At 49.1% G+C, this 19,009-nt stretch carries 12 protein-coding genes; 2 read left to right on the forward strand and 10 right to left on the reverse strand.

Features of this window, described 5'->3' with window-relative positions:
- Positions 1-6: 6 nt before the first annotated feature.
- The gene (locus B7982_RS14290; protein WP_088661339.1) at positions 7-357 is read left to right on the forward strand and encodes an Hpt domain-containing protein; all 351 of its coding nucleotides are present in this window, start codon (positions 7-9) and stop codon (positions 355-357) included.
- Here B7982_RS14290 and B7982_RS14295 read toward each other — a convergent pair.
- Both B7982_RS14295 and B7982_RS14300 read right to left on the reverse strand, forming a co-directional pair.
- Entirely contained in the window at positions 354-2,738 is a 2,385-nt protein-coding gene (locus B7982_RS14295; protein WP_088661340.1) for a hybrid sensor histidine kinase/response regulator, read from the reverse strand. The genes B7982_RS14290 and B7982_RS14295 overlap by 4 nt on opposite strands.
- A 116-nt stretch (positions 2,739-2,854) precedes the next feature.
- Positions 2,855-4,003 carry an acyltransferase gene (locus B7982_RS14300; protein WP_088661341.1) on the reverse strand — a complete coding sequence of 383 codons (1,149 nt, stop codon included), beginning with the start codon at positions 4,001-4,003 and terminating at the stop codon, positions 2,855-2,857.
- 299 nt (positions 4,004-4,302) lie between these two features.
- On the opposite strand from B7982_RS14300, the gene B7982_RS14305 reads away from it, so the two are divergent.
- Positions 4,303-5,823, forward strand: coding sequence for an HD-GYP domain-containing protein (locus tag B7982_RS14305; protein WP_088661342.1), 1,521 nt, complete (start codon positions 4,303-4,305; stop codon positions 5,821-5,823).
- 66 nt (positions 5,824-5,889) lie between these two features.
- Here B7982_RS14305 and B7982_RS14310 read toward each other — a convergent pair whose 3' ends face one another.
- The 8 genes from B7982_RS14310 to B7982_RS14965 form a co-directional block, all read right to left on the reverse strand.
- Entirely contained in the window at positions 5,890-9,525 is a 3,636-nt protein-coding gene (locus B7982_RS14310; protein WP_088661343.1) for a response regulator, read from the reverse strand.
- Positions 9,526-9,714: 189 nt separating this feature from the next.
- Positions 9,715-11,481, reverse strand: a complete 1,767-nt coding sequence (locus B7982_RS14315; protein WP_088661350.1) for an endo-1,4-beta-xylanase — start codon at positions 11,479-11,481, stop codon at positions 9,715-9,717.
- A gap of 254 nt (positions 11,482-11,735) precedes the next feature.
- A complete protein-coding gene (locus B7982_RS14320; RefSeq protein ID WP_088661351.1) occupies positions 11,736-13,586 on the reverse strand; it encodes an endo-1,4-beta-xylanase in 1,851 nt (616 codons plus the stop codon).
- Between the two features lie 224 nt (positions 13,587-13,810).
- On the reverse strand, positions 13,811-15,682 hold the full coding sequence (locus tag B7982_RS14325) for an endo-1,4-beta-xylanase (protein ID WP_088661344.1): 1,872 nt from the start codon (positions 15,680-15,682) through the stop codon (positions 13,811-13,813).
- 197 nt (positions 15,683-15,879) lie between these two features.
- The gene (locus B7982_RS14330) at positions 15,880-17,538 is read right to left on the reverse strand and encodes a carbohydrate-binding protein (protein WP_088661345.1); all 1,659 of its coding nucleotides are present in this window, start codon (positions 17,536-17,538) and stop codon (positions 15,880-15,882) included.
- Positions 17,539-17,702: 164 nt separating this feature from the next.
- A complete protein-coding gene (locus B7982_RS14335; RefSeq protein ID WP_088661346.1) occupies positions 17,703-18,227 on the reverse strand; it encodes a hypothetical protein in 525 nt (174 codons plus the stop codon).
- A 155-nt stretch (positions 18,228-18,382) separates the two neighbouring features.
- The gene (locus B7982_RS14340; protein WP_088661347.1) at positions 18,383-18,697 is read right to left on the reverse strand and encodes a hypothetical protein; all 315 of its coding nucleotides are present in this window, start codon (positions 18,695-18,697) and stop codon (positions 18,383-18,385) included.
- Between the two features lie 34 nt (positions 18,698-18,731).
- A partial coding sequence (locus B7982_RS14965; protein WP_158213022.1) for a hypothetical protein occupies positions 18,732-19,009 on the reverse strand: 278 nt, incomplete at its 5' end.

Here is a 19,009-nt window from a genome sequence, read left to right on the forward strand (position 1 = left end):
GATATTATGACACTTTCTGAATTTTACAGCTCTCTCGGTGAATCATTAGACGAAGTTCTTGAAAGACTCCGCATGGAATCTCGTGTAGCAAAGTACTTGGGACTTTTTTTGAATGATCCGAGTTTCAGTGAACTCAAGGCCGCCTTTGCAGCAAATGACGCGAAGACGGCATTCCGCGCTGCGCACACGCTTAAGGGCGTTGCTGCCAATCTCGGGCTGAACAAGCTCTCTGCATCGAGCAGCGAACTCACTGAAGACTTGCGCCCGGAAGCATTCACTGCCAACTCGCAGGCGCTCCTGGAAAAAGTCGAAGCAGACTACGTTGCAGCAGTGGCTGGAATCAAGCAACTTTCTTAACGCTTGAGATACTTCTTCAGCGAATCTTCGAGCTGGGCAATGACGATGGGCTTTGCCAAGTGACCATCCATGCCCGCTTCAAAGGACTTGCGGCGGTCTTCATCAAAGGCATTTGCCGAAAGGGCAATAATCGGAATCCGCTTGTCCGGGAACATCTTGCGAATTTCACGAGTCGCTTCAAAGCCATCCATTACAGGCATCTGGATATCCATCAAAATGCAATCGTAATAGTCCGGGCCTTTTTCTTTTAAACGTTCCACCGCAATGGAACCATCTTCGGCAGATTCCACGACAACGCCAGCACTCTCGAGAATATCCTTAGAAATTTCGAGGTTCAGCTCGTTATCTTCGACGACGAGAACCTTGAAGCCCTCGAACGAAATCGATTCCTGTTCAGAATGCGCGAAGCGCACCTGTTCCACCGCTTCAGGATTTTCCTGAATGCGCATCGGGATGCGGATGGTAAACTTGGACCCCTCACCCACCTTGCTTTCAACGTCGATGGAGCCTTCCATCATATCGACAATGCGCTTGGTAATGGCAAGCCCAAGACCTGTCCCCTGCTGCTTACTGACCGTAGATGTCCGCTCGCGGGAGAATTCATCAAAGAGGTGCTGCTGGTATTCGGCACTCATGCCAATTCCCGTATCCTTGATGACAATCTGATACAGGCCATAACCTTCGCGTTCTGACGGAATCTGGGTGATATCCACCGTCACCGAGCCACCCGAAGGTGTGTACTTTACCGCATTCGAGACAACGTTGATGACCACCTGATTCAAACGCAAGAAGTCTACATAAACGTAGCGGTTCTGGATATCGTGATGCACAAATTCAAAGTGTACGTTTTTCTTCTCGGCTAGGGAACGGAGCATCGGCACATAATCTTCGCTATTTTCATCCAAATTAACAGGATTCAAGTCCAGTTCCACCTTACCACTTTCAATGCGCGACATGTCCAGCACATCGTTGATCAAGGACAAAAGATGTTCACTCGAAAGTTTCGACTTGCTGAGGCAATCAAGCGCCTTGGCCTTGTCGTCAATATTCTTGACCGCCATATCGGTAAAGCCAATCATCGCATTGAGCGGCGTGCGGATGTCGTGCGACATGTTGAAAAGGAACGCGCTCTTTGCCTTGTTTGCAAGTTCCGCCTTTTCGAGGTTTGCCATTTCGCGTTTGGTCTCGGCATCGACGCTATGGAAACCGGCAATCACGTGATTCTTGAAGTTTTCGTCCTTGACGAACTTAATTTGGTAGTAAATATCTTCGCCACCGACCTGCAACCTGAAGTTGACAAAGTACATGTGTTCCCGATCCACCATGTCGAGAACCTTCGTAGGTTCAGTCGCTGCGCAGAATGATTCACGGTCACTCGGATGAACCACCGTATCGACAAGCACTTTTAGACGTTCGCCAAAGTTGTCAATCTTAGACCAGCCAGGAACCATCTCGTCAAACATCGGGTCAAAGCGGTAGTGCACCTCGGAAAGCGTCTCGTAATCCACGTACACGACGCATCCAAAGTCATCGGACAGGCCAGAAATCACAGCCATGTCGCGGTTTGCAATGGCCTTGCGTTCGGCCTTGGCGGATTCCTCTTCATCGACGTTTTCAAGCGTCACGACGATGTGGTTCTCGGAATCGGGAGTCTTGGCCGCCTTTAAACGGTAATACACCAGGCGCCCGTCAAAAGAAAAACGGAACGAGACCGAAACAGCGCGGTCTTTTTCCAGACCGTGAAGCAATTTTTCCTTGTCGACAAAATTCTTGACCGCATCCCAGTCTTCTCGGAAAACGACCTTTTCGAGCGCCTGTTCAAAGCCTTCGAAAAAGTCTTTACAGTTCTTGGCATCGAGAGTCTTCACAACCCCCTGAGCGTTAAACTCAATGAAAGAGTTGTCATTGATGTCGACGTAATAAATATTATCAAAGCCGTCACCAAGTGTGTTCGCGATATCGGAATACTGGTCGAGTTCACGCACGTGCATCTTGAATTCGACCTGTTCCGTCACATCGGTGCAGCACCCTTCGAGGCGCATGCCGCGCGTGTACGCTTCATTGCGCTTACCGTGATTTTGCAAGAAAATGATTCCACGAGACTGGTGGTTCCAGGCATACTCCAGTTCCGACATTTCGCCGCGGGTCATCTGGTCCACAAACTCGGCATAAGCCTCGTAATACGAGATGTCTACATTGTTGCACCACAAATTGTAGAGGTCTTCGGGGAGCGTTTCTTCGGGGAATCCTAAAATCTGGAGGAGGGCCTTGTCGGCATACATTCGTGGAGGGTGGCCTTCATCTACTTCGATGACCCACAAGCCGACGCCTGCACTCGATAGAATCGCATGAGTCAAGTCTGACGATTCAAGACAATCCATGATTTGCAGTTCCTCCGACAAGATATCCCTTCCAACGGGCGTCTCCAGTCGCCCTATGGTATAAAATACACTTATTTTTCGGACTTGTTTGAGAAAAGACGAATAAAGTCTCGGATTTAGGCCTTCGCTTTCGCTTTTTTGCGGCGCCAGACTTTAAATTCCATGTAAAGCGTGCTGACCGTGTAAATGAAGATGAGCAAAAGGATGGTATTCTTCGGACGGTTCAGGTTGCAGATGCCCCATGCAAACGTGATGATGGGCAGATGGATCAAGTACGGGTAGAACGAGGCGCGACCGATATGGCGCACAAGCGGGATGCAGAAGAACTTCGCCAAGAATCCCTTGCCCGAAAGCAGACTTACCACGAACATGCCGTAAATGAAAATCGGAAGGCTATGATGGATAAAATAATTATAGCCAGGATTGGCATCCGGACGCATGAGGAAGAGGCTCCCGTAAAGTGCGAGGAGCAAAAGCGCCTGAGTCACACCGCTCACAAAGTCCTTCTTGAAAACGTCAAAGACGCCCTCGTTGTAAAGGCGGTAAAGCACCATGCCAAAGATGTATTCAAAGACGCGCACCGGAGCAAACATGTGGAAGAAGCGATACTTGGCATCGAATCCATCAAACCATAAATTGCCCGTTTTGCCATACACGATAGCCCAAAGGAGTCCCGGAACGAACACACCGCCGAACAGAATCCAGAGCGTACGACGGTTCTGCTTGATAAGCCAACGGCTGAACCACGGCGTAATCGCATAGCAAAGGAAGAAGCTCGTGAGTGACCAGGACGGTTCATTCAGCTTCATGCCGAGATCGGGGACAATCGACCACGTGAGCGTGAGGTGCATGATGAGGCTACGCCACGGATGGAACATCTTTGCTAGCCCAGCCGAAGCGCAATCGCCAATCTCAGAGAATGCAGGCAAGTGCGTATAGCCGCTCATCTTGAACACAATCAGCACGAACATGAGGAGCGTCATAAAGAAGTGCAAGCGGTAAAGCTTTGCAATGCGGCTGAACATGAACGGGATGACCGGGATACTGCGGTCCGGGTCGCTGTACTTGCTTGCGAAAAGAAAACCGGCCAGCACATAGAAAATCCCCGCGGCAAAGGCAGGCGCAGAGATAATGGGCATCACCCACTTGCAATCAGCCATGTACATGAGGGCGTTAGAACTGCCCAAATGGAGCATGACAATATTCAGGCTTGCGAGGAGACGGAGACCGTCAATAGCGGGGAAATAATTTGCTGGTTTCGGCATTTCGAGGAAAATTTAGAAAAAACAGGGAGATTCCCGCTCGGAGGCGGGAATGACAACTGAGCCGAGCGATGCAGAAAAATGCTTGCATGTTTCTATATCCGAGGCGAATAAGTCATGCCCCGTTAGGGGAATGACAAGAGTTTTGAAGCAAGCTTAGCAATTCAATATGGTGATTTTGCGCAAATGGACGGGGTATTTTGATTTTTCGCGGACCAAAACGCTCTTTTTCGTTACATTTTTCTTAAATTAAAGAGGTACAACCACTTAAGAACGAGAAAATAAAAATTGGTGTTTCGACCATGAGCAACGAACGTGCAAAAATTTTGATTGTCGATGATGACGCCATGAACAGAGTCGTACTTTCGGACCTGCTCTCTGACGAATATGATATCATCGAAGCAAAAGACGGTGACGAGGCCATCGGGATTCTTGAAACAACGGCAAAAGACATTACGCTCGTCTTGCTAGACATGATTATGCCAGGACGAGACGGTCTCCAAGTTCTTGAAGTCATGAACGAAAAAGGGTGGATCAAGGGAACCCCGGTCGTGATGATTTCGGCAGAAACATCTACCCCACAAGTTGAAAAAGCTTTCTCGCTCGGTGTAACAGACTTCATCTACCGCCCGTTCGACCAGATGGTCGTGCAGACCCGCGTCCGCAACACGATTAATCTTTACGTGAAGCAGATGCAGCTTTCGGAACTCGTGACCGACAAGATTTACGAGAGGACCCGAAACAGCGATATGCTGATTTCCATCTTGAGCCACATCGTGGAATTCCGTAACGGCGAAAGCGGTCAGCACGTTCTGCACATCAAAAAGATTACCGATATCCTTTTACGCGCACTGCTCAAGCGCACTAGCGAATACAGCATCACCGAAGAAGAAATCGGCACCATCGCTACAGCATCTTCGATGCACGACATCGGAAAGATTACAATCCCCGACGAGATTTTGAACAAGCCCGGCAAGCTCACGAAAGAAGAATTCGACATCATGAAGCAACACTCCATGAACGGCGCCAAGATGCTCGACGCCATCCAGTTCTTCAAGAACGAGCCGCTGATGAAATTCGCCTACGACATTTGCCGTTGGCACCATGAACGCTGGGACGGCCGCGGCTACCCCGACGGCCTCAAGGGTAATGAAATTCCCATCAGTGCGCAAGTCGTCTCTGTTGCCGACGTTTACGACGCACTTACTAGCGAACGTTGCTACAAGAAGGCGTTCAGCCACGAGAAGGCTCTTGAGATGATCCGCAATAACGAATGCGGCGTCTTCAACCCGCTCCTCCTGGAATGCCTCGGCGATGTCGCCGACACGCTCCCGAAAGAACTGAACGACAACCAGCCAAGCAAGCTGAGCGATGCCGACTTTGCTAAAATTGCCCGATCCATTTTCGAGAGCGACGAAGACGACTCCGACAATATCATTTACGAACAGTACATGATAGAACACCGGAAAAGCCAGTTCTTTGCCTCAATACACCGTGGCGTTACGTTCGAATATACATACGAGCCTTCGCTCTTAAAGCTCGAAGCCAAAAATGCAAAGGCATTGAGTTTCCCGAAGACTATGGTCGAGCCCGAAAACAACAGCGAATTCTGGAATATCTTTGGGCGCGAGAACTGGGATGAATTTGTAAAACTGCTGCACGACCCGCAATTGAACAACGATTCGTTCACGTTCAACAGCGAGATGCTCGTCAAGGGCGAAAAGCGCCCGTGCAAGATTAGGGTCCAACAGTGCTGGAACAGACGCGACCCCGAGAACCCGGAACTCATTTCCGTGTACGGGTGCGTGGAATTTTTCAAGTAATACCGATTCCGGCACAGAGGCCGGAATGACAATGTAACGAGCTCGAGCATGACAATGCGCGAGAATTTATCCTAAGAATTTGCGAAGGACTTTCTTGAGTTTTTCGACGTCAATGGGTTTTGCGACATGTTCGTTCATACCGGCATCGAGTGCGGCCTTGCGGTCTTCTTCAAACGCATTTGCGGTCATTGCCACAATCGGGACTTTCTTGAAGTAATCATTGCGCATTGCTCGAATGCGCCTAGTCGCTTCGAGGCCATCCATCACAGGCATCTGCATATCCATCAAAATCAAGTCATAGGCGCCCGGCTTAGCCTTTTCTAGCACGTTCAAGGCAACACGGCCATCTTCGGCACAGTCCACCCCAAAGCCCATTTCACCAAGAACACTTTGTGCGATTTCACGATTAAGCTCATTGTCTTCGACGAGAAGAATTTTCTTCCCGGCAAAGCAAGAAGTATCATCAACCTCAATTTTCACTTCGTCCTTTAAAACGCCTATGGCACGTGCCAAGACATCATGCATTTCCGTGAGGAATAGCGGTTTGCTTATAAACGCAGTCACACCCGCTTCGCGCGCACTTTTTTCAATGTTTGCACAGTCATAGGACGCCATGACGATAATCGGATTATCGCTCCCCGGAATCATGTGCAACTGCTCCACCGCTTCGACACTTTCCATATCAAGCAACAGGTCGTCAAGGATAATCACAGAATAGCATTCGTGACGGTCAACAGCTTCCTTGGCACGCAATACCGCTTCGCGGCCATACATAGTCCATTCCGCACGCATTCCCAAACGGCGCAGAAGATTCGTGGCACTGGAGCACGCATTGTAATCACTTGCGACAACAAGGGCGCGGGCATTTTGCAAAGCATCAAGATTCGTCAAGTTCGCAGAAGTATCCTGAATTTTCAGTTTCAGATGAATGATGAATTCCGTTCCCTGATTAGGCGCACTGACGACATCTATAGAGCCTCCCATCATATCAACAATTTTCTTGGTGATAGACATTCCAAGCCCAGTCCCTTGCGTCTTGGAAATCGTTGAGGTGCGTTCGCGTTCAAACGGTTGGTACAGGACTTTCAAGAATTCCGGACTCATGCCGATGCCATCGTCCTTGACATGGAACTCATACGTTCCCGTATTTTCGTCGCTAGCCGTCTGGCGAACAAACACATGAATGTTCCCGCCCACCGGCGTAAACTTGACCGCATTTGAAAGCAGGTTGATCAGCATCTGGTGCAAGCGCAGCTTGTCACAAATAACAAGTTCGTTCTCGATATTGAACGTATCCATGTAAAGGTTTTGCTGTTTTTCACTCGCCTGACCTAAAACAATCGTATTCAGGTCATGCATGATTTCGGACAAGTTGCAGTTTACCTCTTCAAGGCGAATCTTGCCCGACTCAATGCGGCTCATATCGAGAATATCATTGATGAGCGAGAGCAAATGCGTACTCGAAACGACAGTCTTGTTCAAATAATTCTTGACCAGCACAGGATCATCCAAATTATTCAGCGCAAGGTTTGTAAAACCGATAATGGCATTCATCGGCGTGCGGATGTCATGCGACATGTTCGAAAGGAACATCGTCTTTGCATTGTTCGCCTTTTCAGCCTGCACAAGAGCCTGTTCCAGAAGTTTCTGCTGTTTCTCAAGTTCCCGCTTCTGTTCCGCAATCTTTGCATCCAGTTCCATCTTTTGAGCGGTTATATTGTCAATGAACATGAACGCCATAATAAAGGTCACAGGCACGCCATTTCTACGTTCCAGGACAAACGTCGTCACGCGACGCCATTCACCCTTGAGCGCACGGTAGCTGTACTCGCGCTTATCGACATCGGCCAAGTATGAACGCATAAAATCAACGTTCGCCATGTTTTCCCAAGTTTCGCGGAACTCCGGCAAGACCTCCTTGCTGAACTCAAGAATAGCGTTACTGTACTTGATAAAGCCGCCATAAGTTTTACCTTTCTCGTAAACCGTCGATTCACGGATACTGCGGACAGTATCGTCTTCGAGATTCACAAAATAAACGCCAAAATAATCTTCATAAAGTTTGCTATCAACATAGCGGTTTAGAATTTCGGCATCCTTGTCGGCAAAACAAACAACAACAGCACGCGGCGTTTCATTTTGCGAACCGACTTTCACGAACTTTATCTCGCTAAAACGGGTTCCTCCAGTATCGTATTTTCTGTAGTGCGCTATAAACGATTTTTGGCCTTCAAGCAATTTCTTGATATGTTCAATAGAAGCAAAATCACCAATTCTTTTCTTATCGAGTTCATGGACAAATCCGTTGACATACGCCTTGAATACTTTAGAATAACATTTATCGTGTTGATACAGCTTTCCGTAATTGACTTCAGCATAGTCGCTCACCGTGTAAGGCGTAAACGTATCCGTATCAAGATCGACATAGTAGACCGAGGTGAATTCCGTCGCAAGCACATTGATAATGTCGAAGTTGCGTTCCATGTTGCGTTCGCGCTCTTTACGGGCAAGGACTTCCTTGTGGATATTGGCAACAGCGATAATAATATGATCGTCAGCGGCCTTGGACCAAAGCGCCTTGAGGCGGTAGTATTGAGGCTCGCCATTGACCATAAGCCTGTATTCGATTGAAAAGGTTTTGTCGCCCTCAAGCTGAGAGAGCAAAAAATCCTTATTCATGACCGAAGTCAACCGTTCAACATCTTGCGGGTAGATAATCTTCTTGATGTCTCTCGAACATTCTTCGAAAAAGTTTTGGCGGCTCATCAGGAGCTTGAGCTTGATATAGCTACTTTCCTGGTTGAACACGTCGTACGAATTGTCATTCAAGTTCACATAGTAAATAATTTCGTACTCAACGCTCAACGCATTTGCAATCTCGGAAAATTCGCGGTTCATCACGTCCGAACGTTTTTCTTCGTCGCGGTCTGCAATGCCAAGCACTACCACAGGCGATTTTTCATCGGAAACCCGAACGAATTTCATCTGGAAATAGCGGCCATCGCGATTCTTGTAGTCCACCTCGAAGTGGCTCTGCCTCGAAAATCTTTCACGAATGCTCTCGATTGACGCCAACGTCAAGACTCGCTTGGCATCTTCGCTAGATACAATTTCAGTAGCGTATTTTTTTAACGCCTCGGAATAAAACATTTCGCCGCGAAGCTCTTTTTCAAAAATGCGTGCCGTCTGCGACTTGACATAGGAATGCATTTTTTCCGAATCAAGATCGATGCGGTAAAGTGCATTGAATTCCATGGCAAGGGCCTGGATAACGCGGTAGCCTTCCTCGACCTTCATGCGTTTGCGGATTTCGTCATCGACATTCAAGAAGCAGATGGCCATGTGGTCTTCATCGCGGCCACGGGTCACCTGGAGCTTGCAATAGCGTTCCTTGCCTGTTACAATCTCACGCACCACAAACGAGAAACTGCTTTCTTTTTTAAGGCGGCCACGGACATAAGCTACAGATAGCATATCCTTCAGCACATCGCGGTCATCGGGATGGACATCTTCGGAAATAAACTTCTGGAGGGCAGATACGGCGTTAACGCCATTGCCATACTTTTTTTCAAGGCCCTTTTTGCGATAGTAAACGACATACGAGAAATCCAGCAAATTCACATAATATGCGGAAATGAACTGTTCGTAAAATATTTCCGAGAACAGTTCAGCGTATGCAACCTGATTTTCACTATCACTCATAATCGCTCCCTTTCTGCAATTAATTAAAATACATCAATTTTATGGATTAAGGTACAACAATCCCTATAAAAACCCTATTTTTCGTTTTTTTTGATTTTTCGCACAAAAAAGAACCTTCGAGGGGGGTACCTCGAAGGCCTTTGGGTGTAATAGGCTCCCTATTGGGGAGTTATGGATTAGGAATTCTAGTTAGCGGGCTACACGGACCGACTTGACTTCACCCGTTTTGACGGAGCGGAGCATATACAAGCCCTGGACCTTGATGGCGCTCGTATTCTTAAGAGTTGCCACGGCTTCGTCCATAGTGTAGGCGCTCATGCGACCGATGCGTACCCCGTTCACGTCAAAGACGTAGTAGTCACTCACTTCCGGATATTCGTAGCGGACCTGGGTCTGGATGGAGATAGGCGGTTCTTCATCGCCCTTCGTGAAGTTGATGTAATCGATATCGAAATACTGTGCTGTCACGTCCATACGGAGGGTATGCTTACCGGCCGGGAGCGTCACTTTCTTCTTCACGTCAATGAAATCGTCCCAGCTAGAGCCTGTCACATCGAATTCACCAACAGACTTTCCGTCAATGGAGAGCTTGAAGGAACCAGAACCACTCGCAGCGACAGAAGCTGTTGCCGTGTAGTCACCTGCTTCGGCAATGTCGACAGAGTATTCGAGCCAGTCACCGGTCGTGTTATAGCCGACAATGTATCCGGTCGCCTTCTTGTAGATATCGACATCGGAAGCATCGCTCTTGCGGTAGTCGGAATCACCGTGGTTTTCTGGGTCGCCATCGCTGTAAGACACATTGCTTACGCCATCCGTTTCACCGACGCCGGTAATATCAAAGTCTTCGACTTCAATCTTGCCCGGGATTACCAAAGCAGAGCCCTTGAACGGCTTGCGCGGCACCGGCTCAGGCGGGACATATGGAGCAAAAAGGCCCGTATTGTCCTTACCGTCCTTGAGGTGTTCCTTGAAATACTGCTTGAGCCAGGTCATTGCCGGACGGTCGCTACCATTCTTGATAAGACCGGAGTTTCCGTTCGTAGTCCAGGTAGCACCGTAGATGTAGCCCCAGAGGGTAATGCCCGCGACCTGCGGAGATTCCCAGAATGCCGGAATCTGTTCGGAGTAGCGCTGTTTCTGCTGGCTGTCGTTATCCGTACCGATATCGTATTCGGTAATGAAGAGTGGCATCGGTTCGCCCTTGGCATTCTTGACGCTATTCTGGATTTTGTTCAAAGCACTCTTAAAATCGTTGGCGTTCATATCGGTCAAGTCATGAGCCTGCTGACCATAAGCATCGACCGGAGCCCCCTGCTTGACGAGCTTGTTCACGAGGTCGATACCTTCGTTAATCTGCCACCTGAACGTGTTGTAGTCGTTGTAGATAAGGATTGCCTTCGGCCAACGTTCGCGCGCCATCTTGAATGCAGTCGCCACGAATTCGTAGTTGCCGTTATCGCCACCGAGAGCCGGGATAATATTATTGTTTCGGCCATAACCGGAGTGGTAGCTGCCACCCGACTTGATGGCTTCATTCACCACGTCAATCATTTCAAGATCGGGGTAATGGGCGGCAACGGCATCGAACCATGCGGTAATCGCCTTCTTGGTTTCGTCCGTGCTAAGGCCATTGAGCCAGTTCGGGTACTGGGAGCCCCACACAAGAGCGTGGAACTTGAACTTGCCACCATTCTTTTTTGCCCAGTTATAGCAAGCATCGCAGCCCGACCAATTGTAACGACCGCGAGTGCCTTCGATGGACGCCCACTTGCATTCGTTTTCGGCGGTAATCTGGTTCCAGTAAGTCCCGAAATCGGACTGAACCTGGCCACGAGTTGTAATGTTTCCTAGGAATTTTGCACCGCCATCGGCCATGCCGGGGCCTGCAAACGAATTAACTGCTCCACCCATAAGTGCAGCATACAATATACCCTTAATGAAATTTGATTTCATTTCCAACCATCCTCTTAGGTTAGTACTCTAACACCACTATAAACTTATTCTCATTTTTCTCAGTTTATCCAAAGAGGAGAAAATTTATCATTGCCAAAATGTCTAGATGGAGATGCCCGGTCAAGCCGGGCATGACAATGTTCGCAAGCATGACATTGGACAAAAAAAAGAACCTTCGAGTGTTACCTCGAAGGCCTTTGGGTATTTAAGGCTCCCCCGTTTTGGTTGAGGGGAGTTATGGATTAGGATTCCTTTTAGCGAGAGATACGCACGGACTTCACAGCACCACTTTGGACAGAGCGGAGCATGTAAATGCCGTTGTTCTTGACATCGTTAGAGCTTCTGAGAATCTGGGCGGCTTCGCTCATAGAGTAAGCGTTCATGCGGCCAAGACGGACACCATTTGCGTCGAAGACGTCGTAGCTGCCGATTCTCGGAGCCTGGTACTGAACACTTGTCTTAATACCGACACCCGGACCCGGTTCATCGCCACCACCCGGATTGTCATTACCACCCGGATTATCGGCAACTTCGCCCTTCACAAAGTTGATGTAGTCGATGTCGAAGTACTGCTGGGTCACATCGAGGCGGAGCACGTGCTTACCGGCCGGGAGCGTCACCTTCTTCTTCACGTCGGAGAAGTCGTCGTAGCTTGTGCCAGTGACTTCGAATTCAGCGAGAGACTTGCCATCGAGAGAGAGCGTGAATGCGCCCGTGCCTTCGGTAGCAACAGAAGCGATTGCGGTGTAGTCGCCAGCTTCGGCAATGTTGATGGTGTATTCGTACCAGTCGCCCGTAGTGTTGTAGCCGAGAGCAACGCCAGTAGCCTTCTTGTAAAGGTCTGCACCGGTATCCTTGCGGTAGTCAGAGTCGCCATGGTTTTCGGAATCGTCGCCATAGGATTCGTTGCTCGTACCGTCTTCGTTCTTGCCCTGGCCCGGCTTATCGAAATCTTCGACTTCAATCTTGCCCGGAACAGCGAGAGCTTCGCCCTTGAACGGTTCCTGCGGAACAGGGTCAACCGGAGTGAGAACACCAGTATTGAGGCCAGTCGTGTTCACGCCCTTGTTGCTCTTGAGGTACTCCCTCATCCACTTCAAAGCGGCGCGGTCCTGGCCATTCTTGACAATGCCGGAGCAGCCACTCGCAGTGCCGTTACAGTCGAGCCAAGTGCGACCATAAATGTAGCCCCAGATGGTAATGCCGGCAATGTGTTCGTTTTCCATGAAGTGAGAAATCTGTTCGGAGTAGCACTGCTTCTGGATATTGTCGTCGGTAGTTGCAATGTCGTATTCGCTGATGAACATCGGGGTCTGGGTCTTGTCCCAAATTTCCTTGAGAACACTCTTAAGGGTGTTGATGTTCAAGCAGACGCCGCCGCCACCGGTACCGCCCTGGCCACCGCCCTGGCTCATCATGTCGTGAGCCTGCAAGCCGTATGCGTCAACCGGAGCACCGTTTTTCTTGATGGTCTGGATAAGCTGAATGCCCTGATCCTTGTTCCACTGAACCGTGTTATAGTCGTTATAAATGAGGATAGCCTTCGGCCAACGTTCGCGCGCCATCTTGAAGGCGGTCGTTACGAACTGGTAATTGCCACCATTATCGCCACCGAGTGCCGGAATGATGTTGTTGTTCTTGCCATAAGGAGAATGATAGCTGTTGTTGCCCGTGCGGATAGCTTCGTTCACCACGTCGATCATTTCGAGATCGGGGTAATGTTCCTTGACCGCATCGAACCAGGCGGTAATCGCCTTCTTCGTTTCGTCTGTGCTAAGGCCATTGAGCCAGTTCGGATACTGGGAGCCCCACACCAAAGCGTGGAACTTGAAGTGACCCCCGTTCTGCTTTGCCCAGTTATAGGCAGCATCGCAGGCACCCCAGTTGTAACGGCCACGAGTACCTTCGACGGAACCCCACTTACAGCCGTTTTCGGCCGTAGCCTGGTTCCAGAGCGCAGTAAAGTCTGAGCCGACACTATTACTCTGGGTAATGTTACCAATGAACTTGGCCGCGCCATCGGCAAGGCCTGGACCTGCGTAAGAACTTACTGCACCACCCAAAAGTGCAGCAGCCAATAAACCTTTCAAATATTTTGATTTCATTTTCCACATCCTCATAGGTTAAGAGTCCCATACAACCATTATAAACATATCTTTGTTTTTAAAAATTGCCCCAAAAAGTCCAAAATTTATCATTGACAAAATGTCCATAATGGAATATTTACAAAGCCGAGGTGACATAGTAAAAAAAGGACCTTCGAGGGTGAGCTCGAAGGCCTTTGGGTATTTAAGTCCCTAGTTTTCTAGGGAGTATGGATTAGGAACTTTTAGCGGGTCACACGGACTGACTTTACCATGCCGCTCTTGACGGAACGAAGCAGGTAGATTCCCTGGACCTTGATGGCGCTCGTGTTCTTGAGCGTTGTCACGGCTTCGTCTACGGAGTAGGCGCTCATGCGGCCGAGACGCACACCGTTCATATCAAAGACGTCGTAGTCGCTGAGGACCGGGTAATTCATGCGGAGGTTCGTCTGAATGGCGTCCGGAATATCAATCGGTTCGGGATCGGTAGCGTCCTTGCCCTTCACGAAGGTGAAGTAGTCCACGTCGAACCAGGCGCCGGTCACGTCCATACGCAGGACATGCTTGCCTGCCGGGAGAGTCACGTTGGCCTTGACCTTGTTGTAGTCATCGTAATTTTCTTCACCTTCCTTGGCAGCGGGGACAGTAATCTTTTCGGTAAGCGCCTTGCCATCGAGAGAAAGCTGGAAGCTGGAGGTAGAACCTGCGGCAGCCACGGCGGCAAACATCGTGTAGTCGCCCGCTTCCTTCACGTTCACGGTCCATTCGAGCCAATCGCCTTCGCTGTTGTAGCCCACGATTACGCCGGTCGCCTTCTTGTAAAGGTCAACGCCCGTGTCCTTGCGGTAATCGCTATCGCCGTGGTTTTCGGAATCGTCGCTATAGGACTGGTTGCTCGTACCGTCTTCGTTGACGCCCACACCCGGAATATCGAAATCTTCGGCTTCGACCTTACCCGGAATGGCAATCGCTTCACCCTTGAACGGAAGCTGCGGTTCGGGTTCAACCGGAGTGAAGGTCACATCGTTCTTGCCCTTGCTCAAGTTCTTGGCGAAGTAGTCTTCGAGCCAGTTCATGGAGGCGCGCTTGCGGCCATCCTTTTCGATAAGGCCTGTGTTCTGGACCCAGGTAGAGCCGTTGATGTAGCCCCAGATGGTGATGCCAGCAACCCACGGCGTTTCCCACATGAACGGAATCTGGTTTGCGTAATCGTTTTTCTGCTTGGTATCGTCCGCTTCGCCGATGTCGTATTCCGAAACGAGGAGCGGGAGGCCCGTCTCGTTATGGATACGGGTCATCTTGCTTTCGAAATCGGACTTGCTCATGCCCTTACAGTCGTGAGCCTGCTGACCGTAGGCATCGACCGGAGCGCCATTCTTGACGATGGTCTGGATAAGTTCGATACCTTCGTTGATTTGCCAGGAGAGCGTGTTGTAGTCGTTATAGATAAGTACAGCCTTCGGCCAACGTTCGCGGGCCATTTTGAAGGCATTCGTGATAAAGTCGTACTGGTGCTTGCCATTTACAACGCGGTCACCACCGAGGGCTTCGATAATGTAGGAGCCGCCGCATTCGGTATCGTCGGTGCTGTGGCCTTCGGCACCTGCAGCAGGCTTGCCGTAACCGGAGTGGTAGTTGTTACCCGCCCAAATAGCTTCGTTCACCACGTCAATGTATTCGAGGTCCGGGAACTTCGCGGCAACGGCATCGAACCATTCGGTGATGTATTTTTTAGTGAGTTCTACGGTAATGCCCGGATTTTTCTTTTTGCAGAGGAAGTTCGGGTACTGGGAACCCCAAACGAGGGCATGGAACTTGAAGTGGCGTTCGCCCGGTTTTTCCTTGGCCCACTTGTAGGCGCTTTCGCACTTGTCGAAGTTGTCCCAGGCGAACTTGCTTGTACCGCTGTTGCCATTAGAAAGGGAATGGATGGAGCCCCACTTACAGCCGTTTTCGGGTGTAATCTGGTTCCAATACTGAGCAAAGTCGCTACGGATTTGGCCACCCGTAGTGATATTACCTAAGAATTTAGCACCGCCATCGGCAAGGGCAGCGTTAGCAACGGAGACAAAACCAGCAACGGCTACTGCAGCCAAAGAGAGAGACAGTTTTCTCATATACCTAATCCTCGTACACGGTTAATACCCATAACCATTCTAAACATATCCTCTTTTTGAGAATATGTTCAGAAAAAGCAATTACATATTGTTGATAAAAAGTCCATAATGGAATATTCGTAATGGAGATGCCCGATCATCCCCGTCAAGCGAGGACAGGCGTCGGGCATGAGAGGCTTCGGCGGGCATGACAATGCTTACTTGATGCGGTGGCCGGTGAGGTCGAAGCGTTTGCCATTTTTCTCGACAAAGAGCTTGTTGTTTTGGATGCGGAGACGCGGGGAGATGTTTTCGAGAGTGCGCACGGAGGAAGCGCGATTTGCGCGGATTCCGACCGTTTCTTCGCATTTTTCGCCTTCGCAGAAGCGAATATTGTCGATATTCACGTAATTGCCCACAATTTGCATTTTGAGGACGTGTTCACCAGCAGCAATTTCGCCCAATTGGGATTGCACGGCGGTATAAGTCGACCAATCCTCGCCCTGTTTTGCGATGATGTTGTCAGAAACAGCCTTGTTGTCGATAAAGAGCTGCACGCCCGCCTTTTCAGAAGCCGTCGCCATTTGCACTTCGACAGTGAATTTCGCCGTTTTTGCCACATTGACGGTATATTCAAGCCATTCGCCATCCTGCGTGTAGCCTAAAGCGTAGCCTTTCGATTTATCGGCGGAATCTAAAGCAACAATGTCCACAGCATCCTTGCGGTAAGCACCGCCTTCGTTTGTGGAAGACTTGTCGTAGAACGAGACGCGGCTGCCACCGAGGTCATAGTTTTCTGCTTCGATTTTACCAGGGATTGCGGCAGGCTTGCCTGCGATTGCTTTTCCATCCGCATCAAAACCGCCAAACGGGTCCTGTTGCGGGGGCGTCGTTTCGACCGTATCGGCCCAGGCCATCTGCATGCGGTCCACGCCAGACTGGTTCACAATCTGGAGCTTGGTGTTTACGCCTTCCCCGCTGCGCTTGGTCATACTGTACCAGTCACCATCACGGAGGCCCGGCCAGTAGAAACTGCCCATTTCCCATTCGCGGAGCTGATCGGACATGCCGCGGATGTAAGCCGTGAAGTAGTTGGTGGGAGCCTTGTTGTAATCCTGATAGTCGTAATGCACGCCCGCCTTGTCGCCAGGACTCATGGCGCCGCCCCATTCCGTGCAAACGGTGCGGTCAATGTACTTGCCAACCTTGCCCTTGAAGCTGTTTTTCCAACCCTGTTCGGTAGTGATGCTCATGTTCCAGAACGTGTATTCGTGAACGGCAAAGAGGCAGCCTTCAAAGCGCGGGTCGTCGGCAATATCCGGAACGTTCCATGCGAGGCCGGAGCCATCGAGCAAAATGTGGTCGCGCGGGACGTTCGGGAATTTCTTGAGCCAGTCCGCATAGAGATTGCGAAGGTCCGTCTTGTTATACATGTGCGGTTCGTTGAAAATTTCAAAGTAGGCGTTCGGATGGTCGCCGTATGTTTCGACGAGTTTCGCCCACATTTTCCACCAATCGTCCATGTTCTTGGGCCCCGCAGGCTGCGCAGGGCCCCAGTAGCCCATAGCCACTCGACCATGTTCAAGAGCAGCATCCAAAGCACCCGAATACATGTCAAAAGCTTTAAGAATGGTCGGTTCGTTCACCGGCATGCGCACGCTGTTTGTACCAAGCACTTCCTGGAACTGCCCGACAATACGGTCGGCAATGGCATAAGCCGATTCATGATTGTCGGAAAGGCTTAAGCCCGAAAGCACGAGAACGTCCGAGACGAAGTTGTCGCGCTTATCCGCCCAGTTGACGCCGCGGAATTGGCTTGTAACGGCGAATGAGTTTGCGCAAAGAAGAAAAGCTAAACCAAGAACTCTCTTTTTCATGAGATCCTCCCTTTTTTTATTAACCTACTATCCCCACCCATAAATGTATGCTATTGGATGTGGAATGTCGCATGCGTGAATGCAAGTTGTTTTGTCAATTTATCAATAGGAAAAAGACTCCCTAAGGACGGGAGCCTACATACAATTGCAAGTTCTGTTAGCGATTATTCACGTTTTCTGTAATTGATTGTATAATTTTCACGTTCAAAAGAGACGTATTGCGTGCCGATGAAATTTGATGGGAGTGTCAACTCAAATTCCGAACGGCAAAAGCACATAGCCTCAAGACTATTATCTTCTATCCAAGTAGTGTCGTGCGTTACAGAGTCAACAACCGGAATACGAAGAATGTAATCGCTTGAAACAAACAATGTATCGTTACGAGTTTCGTAGAGAATCGTGTTAATTATGCAATTGTGATTCATTTCAAAAACGACGGTCGCAGAGCCATCGTCATTCATGAGAAAATCAATGGACTTATTTTCTTCTGCCGATGATTTTGCAAGCAGGTTACCGCCAAGTTCACTGCATGACTTCGATTCTTTGTAATCGGTTGTTTTACCTTTTACAGCCGATGTATTCGATGGAACACTGACTAATGAATTGTCAGCGTTAGAGTCTTCGGAGCAGGCCGTAAACAGCCCTAAACTAATGGCGATCGCGGATAAAGCGAGCAGAACGGTTTTCATGTTCATGAATTCACAAAAAGTTACTTGGCGATATCAATATAACTTTTTTAAGTAATATGAGCAAAAAGCCCCGAACCGTTCTGGTTCAGGGCCTTGTGAGTGAGGAGGAATGGTTTTATCTCCAGGATGACAATTGCGTGGATCCTTCGACTTCGCTACGCTTCGCTCAGGATGACAATTGTGTATGGCGACCCCGGAATAAATCCGGGGAGACATAGCGAAAGAAAAATTAGCGTGATTTTCAGGAGTCTACGATATTGGAAAATTAAAAAAAGTATAGGAAGAGCAGGCAAGTAAGTTCCCGTATGCGCTCCCGTTACAAAAGTTCCATCAAGTTTTTCATAAATATAAGATGTTCTTGATACTGTAGCAGACGCAATTTTAAAGTCTAAACCTTTTTTACCGGCCCAAAGGTCACCGTCTAAGACCCAACGGGTAACCCATTCGCCAAGGGGCGTTTTAGTAAACATCGTAATGCCTGTAGAATAAATATCGCTGGAATATTCATTTTTTCCAGGTTATCATAGCATGTATATCCAATTCATCCTTTCCCCCAAACCCTTGATTACGCCAAGAACAATCATAACTATATTCTTTATCACACCCTTCTGTTCTTAAAAAAGTATACTTACCATCGGATAAATTATTTCCATACACTTGATCTTTTTTACAAGAGAACAGCCATAAACTACACCCCTTCATCACGTTTACATCAACGGAATCGCCGCGAACGGTATAGGAATTAATTATTCCAGAAAGGTCGATGTCGTATTTCTTTTCAA

This window comes from Fibrobacter sp. UWB2, assembly GCF_002210425.1.
In the GTDB taxonomy this organism is placed as follows: Bacteria; Fibrobacterota; Fibrobacteria; order Fibrobacterales; family Fibrobacteraceae; genus Fibrobacter; species Fibrobacter elongatus.